The organism is Pantoea sp. sgz302252 (genome assembly GCF_047713085.1).
Classification (GTDB): Bacteria; Pseudomonadota; Gammaproteobacteria; order Enterobacterales; family Enterobacteriaceae; genus Scandinavium.
This window is the reverse complement of sequence record NZ_JBLFJW010000046.1, coordinates 20,039-27,529: the sequence shown is the minus strand read 5'-3', so window position 1 is coordinate 27,529 and position 7,491 is coordinate 20,039. Positions and strand designations below refer to the sequence as shown.

At 53.0% G+C, this 7,491-nt stretch carries 5 protein-coding genes; 1 reads left to right on the top strand and 4 read right to left on the bottom strand.

Features of this window, described 5'->3' with window-relative positions; translation table 11 throughout:
• The first annotated feature begins 84 nt into the window (after positions 1-84).
• Positions 85-396, top strand: coding sequence for a SymE family type I addiction module toxin (locus ACLW56_RS23305; protein WP_330986038.1), 312 nt, complete (start codon positions 85-87; stop codon positions 394-396).
• A gap of 79 nt (positions 397-475) precedes the next feature.
• Here the strand turns inward: ACLW56_RS23305 and imm40 are convergent, their stop codons facing one another.
• The 4 genes from imm40 to ACLW56_RS23285 all read right to left on the bottom strand — a co-directional run bounded on the left by imm40 (position 476) and on the right by ACLW56_RS23285 (position 7,480).
• A complete protein-coding gene (gene imm40 / locus ACLW56_RS23300) occupies positions 476-808 on the bottom strand; it encodes an Imm40 family immunity protein (protein WP_330986037.1) in 333 nt (110 codons plus the stop codon).
• A gap of 3 nt (positions 809-811) precedes the next feature.
• On the bottom strand, positions 812-5,122 hold the full coding sequence (locus ACLW56_RS23295) for a PAAR-like domain-containing protein (protein WP_330986035.1): 4,311 nt from the start codon (positions 5,120-5,122) through the stop codon (positions 812-814).
• 239 nt (positions 5,123-5,361) lie between these two features.
• On the bottom strand, positions 5,362-7,323 hold the full coding sequence (locus ACLW56_RS23290; RefSeq protein ID WP_330986034.1) for a U32 family peptidase: 1,962 nt from the start codon (positions 7,321-7,323) through the stop codon (positions 5,362-5,364).
• Entirely contained in the window at positions 7,298-7,480 is a 183-nt protein-coding gene (locus ACLW56_RS23285) for a hypothetical protein (protein ID WP_330986033.1), read from the bottom strand. Before ACLW56_RS23285 ends, ACLW56_RS23290 begins: the two co-directional genes overlap by 26 nt.
• Positions 7,481-7,491 lie beyond the last annotated feature (11 nt).

The following is a 7,491-nucleotide window of genomic DNA, read 5'->3' as shown; positions in this document are numbered from 1 at the left end:
AAGAGAAGGATTAATTGAGCGCGGGATTGTGGTGTTGGACCACCACAATCCCGCTCACCACAGGCAACTAAACAGGAGTTGATCATGGCTGAGAAGCATTCTACGGCAGAACGGAAGATTTCCAAAACGCAGCGCCGCTACAGCGTCGGGTATATTACCGCGCGGCACGCCGACCCCAAAACATTCCGGACGCGCTATTATTCCCGCCATCCGAGTCTGATGCTTAAAGGCGACTGGCTGAAGGAAGCGGGATTTGAGACCGGGACTGGGGTGACGGTGAAAATATCGGATGGCGTGCTGACGATTATTGCGGATACCAGTGAAGTGCAGGCGCTGAAGGCTGAACTTTGCCAGTTTAAACAGGCGGCTATGGGGATGAAGGCGCTGGTTGCTTAGCGGATTGAAGAGAATAAAAGAGCCGGGAGTGTTTAACATCTCCCGGCTTGGGTGTGATTCATGAAAATGAGAAATTATATTAATTGCGTTGAGGGACTAATGCAAACAAAGCATTTTGACCTAAGTAATTCTCAATATAATGCCTTGTTTTTTCAATGCTAGAGTGTACTAAATCAGCATTGGATTCCTTTGGGGTGCGTTCATAATACCAATTATCATAATTTTGCTCGATATTTCCATTGGTTAAAACAAAAACATCTCCGCCCAGCACTGCTACTCCCGATAATTCAAGTTTACGAAGGGCCTCTAAAGCATCGTTTCTGGGTAACGCCCAGTTATTAATCCCTAAATGTTCAAGGGAAACGCCAGTACTTAAAATTTTGTCTATTTCAGGAGAGTAAAAATATTTCATGATTCATTGCCCCGGATTAGGTTTAAATAGCCGATGGTTAATTTTACCATCAGGCTCTTTGATAAATTCAAATACCCCATCCTTACCTCGATATTGTCCTGGGATTTTTAAAAAATCTCTGACGACACCATCACCACCAGTGAGTTTAGTTACTGTTCCTGCATCTTGGAATGCCAGAACACTTTCAGGGAAACTATGCAAATCACCTGATTTCATTTGCGCAATTACTTTATCTGTATATTCAGTCCCAGCAAAAAAATCTTCTTTGCATAGTCCTAGTGGATCGATCCATCTAAGAGGATTTTTGACGTAACTGTAAGGATTAACTCCCCCCAGCAGCCCTATCGGGTCCGATGAGATGTACTGCCCCGTCTCGTAATCATAGTACCTGAACCGGTTGTAATGCAATCTCGATTCCGCATCCTCATATTGCCCCGGAAAACGTAACCGGCATGTGGGGACATCGTCCTTATTGATGCCTTCCTCACGGCCCCACAGCTGCTGTTTTCCTTGCCAGACAATGGTGCCGTCTTCGGTCAGCAGCTCCTGGATACGACCGACCGTATCTGTCACCGCATAGTGCAGTTGCCCTTTTTCATAACGCGCCAGCGGTGTAAAACTTCCTGGCTCGTATATCCAGCGAATGGCGCTTTCGTATTCTTGTTTACCATCAACGCCAACCGGAATTTCTTCCGTTAGCTGATCGCCGTTCCAGTGGAAGTCCATACCGGGTTTGTCGCGGTTGGTACAGCGTTTGCTGATTCGCCTGCCAAACGGGTCGTATTTGTATTCCCAGCGTTCGCCTTCAGGGGTTTCCAGTCCGGTCAGCTGGTTTTTTGCATCCCAGCGGTAGCGCCACTGCTGCGGACGATAGCCGCCTTTATCGACCAGCTTCTGTACTAGCCTGCCGTTAACATCGTATTTCCAGGTGATGTTGTGGGCATTCACTACCCTGACAAATTTCCCTTCTTCCGGTTTTCCCGTCTCCGGGTTGATGCGGTGTGTCGAGTGCCGCCAGCCTTTATGCTCTCTGGATATCACGCGTCCATGCTGTTGCTGCTGACAGGCCTCACTCTCCAGCACCTCATTGACCCAGGTCTGGCGGCGGGTGATGTTCAGGTTTTTGTCGTAGGTGAAGCGTTCCTCGTGCATCGGAACAGTCGTGCTGCCCGTCCAGGTGGCGTGACTTATCTGGTCATTCGCCGTCAGACTGTTGAACATGGAGCCGCGCAGCGAGTCCGCGATTGCTGTCAGGTTATACGCCTTGTCGTACAGCCACTGGCGCTGGAGGTTTTTGTGGCGGGTGTCCGGTTCGCTCTGGCTGCCTGCTCGTTGCTGCGTCAGCATCCCGGTCTGCGTGTAGCCCAGAGTCTGATAAAAACCGGTCTCGCTGCGGCGCGAGGTTTCCTGGCCGCGCAGGTCGTGCTCCAGGACCAGCGGGGTGTGGTCGTTCAGTTGCCAGGCTTTCAGCTCCCCCATCAGACCACGGGTGAAGCGCTCGCTAAGTCCGCCAGTGGTGCGCTGCGTGATGAAATCACGTTGTTCATCGTAACCATATTCCGTGCGCCTGCCATTCAGGGTCTCGGCGATGATTTTTCCGCTGTCGTCGTACTCATACGTGACGGTGGCATCGTCATTTTTCGCCTCCACCAGGCGGCACAGGGTGTCGTAGCGGAAGGTGGTGGCGCTGATAACGCGGTCGCTGTCGCCCTGTGTCACCTCTTCATCGGTGAGTTGGTCGGTCACGTTGTAGCGACGGTTGAGGTGCGTGCCGTCCGGGAAGGTGGTGCAGATACAGCGGCCTGCCACATCGTATTGATAGCGCAGCGTGCGGCCGGTGAAGTCAGTTTCGGCGATGAGCTGTCCGGCTTTATCGTATTCGAGGTGATACTGTTCGCCTGCGGCATTAGTAATACCACTCAGGCGGGTGAGTTTGTCGTAGCGACATACCAGGCGCTCGCCGTCGGGGCGGATGACCGCCGTCAGCAGGTCAAAGGCACCGTATTCATAGCGGGTGGTTTTGCCCTCGCCATCGGTGAAACTGGACTGGCGCTTCTCACTGTCCTGCTGCATCAGTTCGCGTACGCCGTCAGGGCGGTTGATTTCCTCGACGCAGCCCTGTGGCCCGGCATGACGCTGGCTGTGACGAAATTGCGTGGTGAAGCCCAGCGGGTCTTTGACACTCAGCAGACGGCCGAGAAAATCCTGTTCAGTGTACGTGACGCCGCCATCGGGGGCCGTTGTCTCGCGCACCTGGTGCAGGGCATCATGACTCCAGTGCCAGGTGGCCCCGCCGGGCAAAATGCGCGCCAGTAAATCGCCCTGTTCACTGTAGCTGAACTGCTGTTTTCGCCCCTGCGGGTCGGTGAGGCAGACCATGCTGCCCTGCTCGTCATACTCCCACTCCCAGACCTGGTCTCCGGGGGCAGTCAGGCGCACAAGCTGTCCGGTCTCACTGTAGTCGTACCAGAGGCTGTAGCCGCCTGGCAGGGAGACGTGGCTGATATCGCCGTTACGGTTATAGTCATATTTGGTGGTGCGCCCGAGCGCGTCGGTACGTGACTGAAGTTGCGTGTTGTCCCAGACCGACTGCTCCTCGCGGCCCAGCGGGTCAATGCTGCGGGTGACCAGCCCGTCGTCGTTGTACCAGTAGCGGGTTTCTCCGCCTTCGGCATCAATATAGGTGGTGCAGTGCTCCGCATCGTCATAGACGAAGCGATCGTCGTAATAGCCTTCGGTGGACAGCGTGCTGATGGTGCGGCCCTGCACATCGTACTGAATATCGACGCAGGTTTTATCGGTGTCCCGCCAGCGGACCATAAACCCTTCGGCAGAATATTCATGCCATAAATGGGTGAACTGGAAGGTGTCGCATTCGGCGAGAAAACCCAGTTCATCGTAATGGCAGGTGACAAGGCGCTGACGCTGCGGCGTCACCAGATCAATGCTCACCAACTGAGCCTGCTGCCAGTCAAGCGAGAGCGTGTAGCCATCGCTGTGATGAATACTCGTCAGCAGACCATCGGTGCGGATGAAGTCGATGCGGTTGCCGTAGCGGTCATGCAGTGCAGACAGCAGATACGTGCCATTATCTGTCAGCGTAAACTGCTGCGTTTGCTGCGAACGGCGGTCGAACAGTGACAGCCCGTCGCGCAGGTTGCCGGACAGCCGGTAATGGGCCTGACGGTCATTCACAGCCTCACGGAACATGCCATCCTGCGGGATGGGGTAATAGAGCACCACACCTTCACCGTCAGTGAAGTGCAGATTATTGCCGTGCAGGGTCAGGGAGCATGACCACTCGTCTGTCCATTTGGGGCCGAAGATGCCGCTGCCTTTTGCCTGCGAGCGATAAAAACGGGAAAGTGACAGAGGGAGTGAACCCGGCAGGGAAAGCACGCTGAAGTGCTGGAGAAAATCACCGGTACCGGCATCGACGGGCTCACCGGGTTTGGTGCATAATCCGCTAAAAACGCCCTCTCCTTCATCTTCCAGTACTTTGACTTTCCCCTTGATGTTGGCGCCGTCCATATTAACGCCGCCTGCATTTCTCAACGAGAATGCTGCAGCCAGACTTTGTGCCGCCGTCATCATCCCCTTACCTTCGGCTGTATCCATGGCATTAAACGTTTCAAGCGCTTCGCCGCCAATCTGTTCAGCCATATTTCGTGCTGCTTCAGGCGTCGTGTTGTAATAACTGGACGAATTCAACATTGCCCCGATGGCCTGACTGTTCATCACGCCATCCGGGGTGTGGTCAGAGAAAAAAGTCTTAAGTGATTTCGCAATCCTCGTAGCTAATTCTGCCAGTGCGTCAGTTGCCTGCTGATGCGAATCAGGATCGCTTAGGGCATTGATGAAGGCTTGTTCTTCCGGGGTTTCAGGTTCTACTGCCGGATCTGCTGCACTGGCCGGCACGCTGGCAGCGGGCGGTTGCCCGATAATTAATCCGACAGTATTCCGGGCATTCATCCAGAATTGATCGTTATGTCGGAGAACAGGTTTACCACTCACGAAAAATGTAGAACTGGATCCCAGTGGCTCACAAATATCACCTACCGTCCCACTTTTAATGCCCTTTGCCACACCTGGCTTATCACCCTGAGTGTCAGGGATATAACTCTGAGCCAGCACCAGCACCGGACAGCTATTTGCCAATACTGAAGGGACCGTCAGAACCGAACTCCCCATGTCGGCAATGACCGGATAAGGGACGGGTGGCGTCGCAGGACCTATCGGGGTTTTACAGACATCCGGAGTGGTGCTGATAACCTTCCATGCCCCGTCCTGACGAGCAATATAATTTATCGCCATAATTGTTCACCACAGAATAAATATTAAGTGATGAAGTGTACGGGTGGAGTTCAAAAAACCATTTTGATATTAATCATGAAATAAGAAATAGCCATTCCACCTTACAATAGAGATATAATGACGATTAATAATGGAAATGAGTTCAATTAGTGCGAAGCATACAAGGAAAAAATAGTCTGAAATAAAACACAAATAAAACTTGTATAAAAAAGGCCGCATATTTTGCAGCCCTTTTAAATTTAACCCTTGCGACCAGGAAGCGTTTTCATCAACTCATCCGGGCTCACTGAAGCCACAATGCTTCCCGCGTGAGGCATCTTCAGAATGTGATTTTTGATTTTGCCGACCACGTGCATTTCACATGGACGGCAGTCAAATTTCAGCGTTAACACTTCATCGCCGTGCATCAACTGCATTGGCGTCGCTTTCCAGCTCTTGATATTGCCTTTTGCCTGTTTCGGGCAGAGGTTAAACGCAAAGCGCAGACAATGTTTGGTGATCATCACCGGCACATCGCCCTTCTCTTCATGCGCTTCATAAGCGGCATCAATCAGCTGCACGCCATAGCGATGGTAGAATTCACGCGCTTTATAGTTATAAACGTTAGATAAAAACGTCAGATGCGTTTCCGGGTAAACCGGGGCCGGAACCGCCACCGGTTTGCGGCTACCGCGCTGATAGGCCGCCATACGCTCGCTATCAAGCCTCTCAACGGTTTCACGGCGTAGCTGATTCAGCATGCTGTTTGGCACAAACAACGCCTCCGGCAAATTCACTTTTACGTCGCGCGGGTAGTAAATGGTTTGCCCCAGTTTGGCGATCCCGTCCTGAAGATTGCTCAGCGCGTTTTCCGGATTTGAAGCTTCTTCGAAATTGCCCTCCAGCGTGTGAGTCACGCTGACGCCGTCTTCACAAGTCATGGTCAGGATCAGCTGTTCCTGCCAGCCGCCAATCTCAACGTCGACCGCAATACGGCGTTCGCTGGAGGTTTTGGTCAGCGCCTGTGACCAGTTGTGATCGAGGTTACGGTTAAGCGCCGCGTGCGGGCGGGCTTTATACAGATCGGCAGGCATTTCATTCGGCCAGATGCGATAGCGGTTTTCGCCCGTTTTCTCGACCGTATTGGCGCGGAAGCCGACAACTTCACGCTTGATCATCACATTTAACCCGTCGCCGTTCGCCAGAGGCTCGGTTACTTCGACGTCGAGGTGATCTTTGCTGACTTTCAGCACTTCGCCAACCGGCAGACCGATGAATTTCGGTGAGTCAAACGCGCCAATGTCCCCTTTACGCGCATTCACGAAGTAATCGGTGCTGCCGCGATGGAAGGTTTTGTCGGTCGAGGGGATAAAGAAATGTTCGGTGCGCCCGGCAGAAGATCGGGCCAGATCGCCGCGATCTTCAATAATACGGTCGAGCATCCGCCGATAGTGGGCGGTGATGTTTTTCACGTAGCTCATGTCTTTGTAGCGCCCTTCAATTTTGAAGGAACGCACGCCCGCATCAATCAGCGCCGCAAGGTTAGCGGTCTGATCGTTGTCTTTCATCGACAGCAAGTGTTTTTCGTAAGCCACCACGCGGCCCTGATCGTCTTTCAGGGTGTACGGCAAGCGGCAAGCCTGTGAACAGTCACCGCGGTTCGCGCTGCGGCCGGTTTGCGCGTGAGAGATATAGCACTGGCCTGAATACGCCACGCACAGCGCGCCATGAATAAAGAATTCGATGGTGGCATCGGTGGTTTCATGAATCGCTTTGATTTGATCCAGATTGAGCTCACGCGCCAGAACTATCTGTGTGAAACCAACATCCGACAGGAATTTGGCTTTCTCAACGCTGCGGATATCGCACTGGGTACTGGCGTGCAGTTCAATCGGCGGAATATCGAGCTGCATCACGCCCATATCCTGCACGATCAGCGCATCCACGCCGGTCTGATACAAATCGGTAATCAGCTTTTGCGCAGGCTCCAGCTCATCATCATGAAGAATGGTGTTCAGGGTCACGAACACCTTCACGCCGTAGCGGTGAGCAAACGGCACCAGCTCGCCAATATCACTCAGGCTGTTGCTGGCATTATGGCGGGCACCAAAACCCGGGCCGCCGATGTAGACCGCATCCGCGCCGTGAAGGATGGCTTCACGGGCAATGCTGGCATCGCGAGCCGGGCTCAGGAGTTCAAGATGATGGTTTTGCAGGCGCATCGTTATTATCCGTTGGGTCAAAATGGCGGCTATTGTAGTCAGAACTGAAGCGCGGCGAAATCATTTTCCACGCCGCACAAACGGGCATTTTCTGCTTTCCGGCAAAGCATTGATGAATTTGATATTTCCTGGCGTGGCTGCGGTCGTTTACAGTCACTGCGTATTCCG

Excerpts from the sequence above, each read along its gene's own strand:
- ACLW56_RS23290 (WP_330986034.1), bottom strand. The coding sequence starts at position 7,323 with ATGCGCCTGCAAAACCATCATCTTGAACTCCTGAGCCCGGCTCGCGAT.
- ACLW56_RS23305 (WP_330986038.1), top strand. The coding sequence starts at position 85 with ATGGCTGAGAAGCATTCTACGGCAGAACGGAAGATTTCCAAAACGCAG.
- imm40 (WP_330986037.1), bottom strand. The coding sequence starts at position 808 with ATGAAATATTTTTACTCTCCTGAAATAGACAAAATTTTAAGTACTGGC.
- ACLW56_RS23295 (WP_330986035.1), bottom strand. The coding sequence starts at position 5,122 with ATGGCGATAAATTATATTGCTCGTCAGGACGGGGCATGGAAGGTTATC.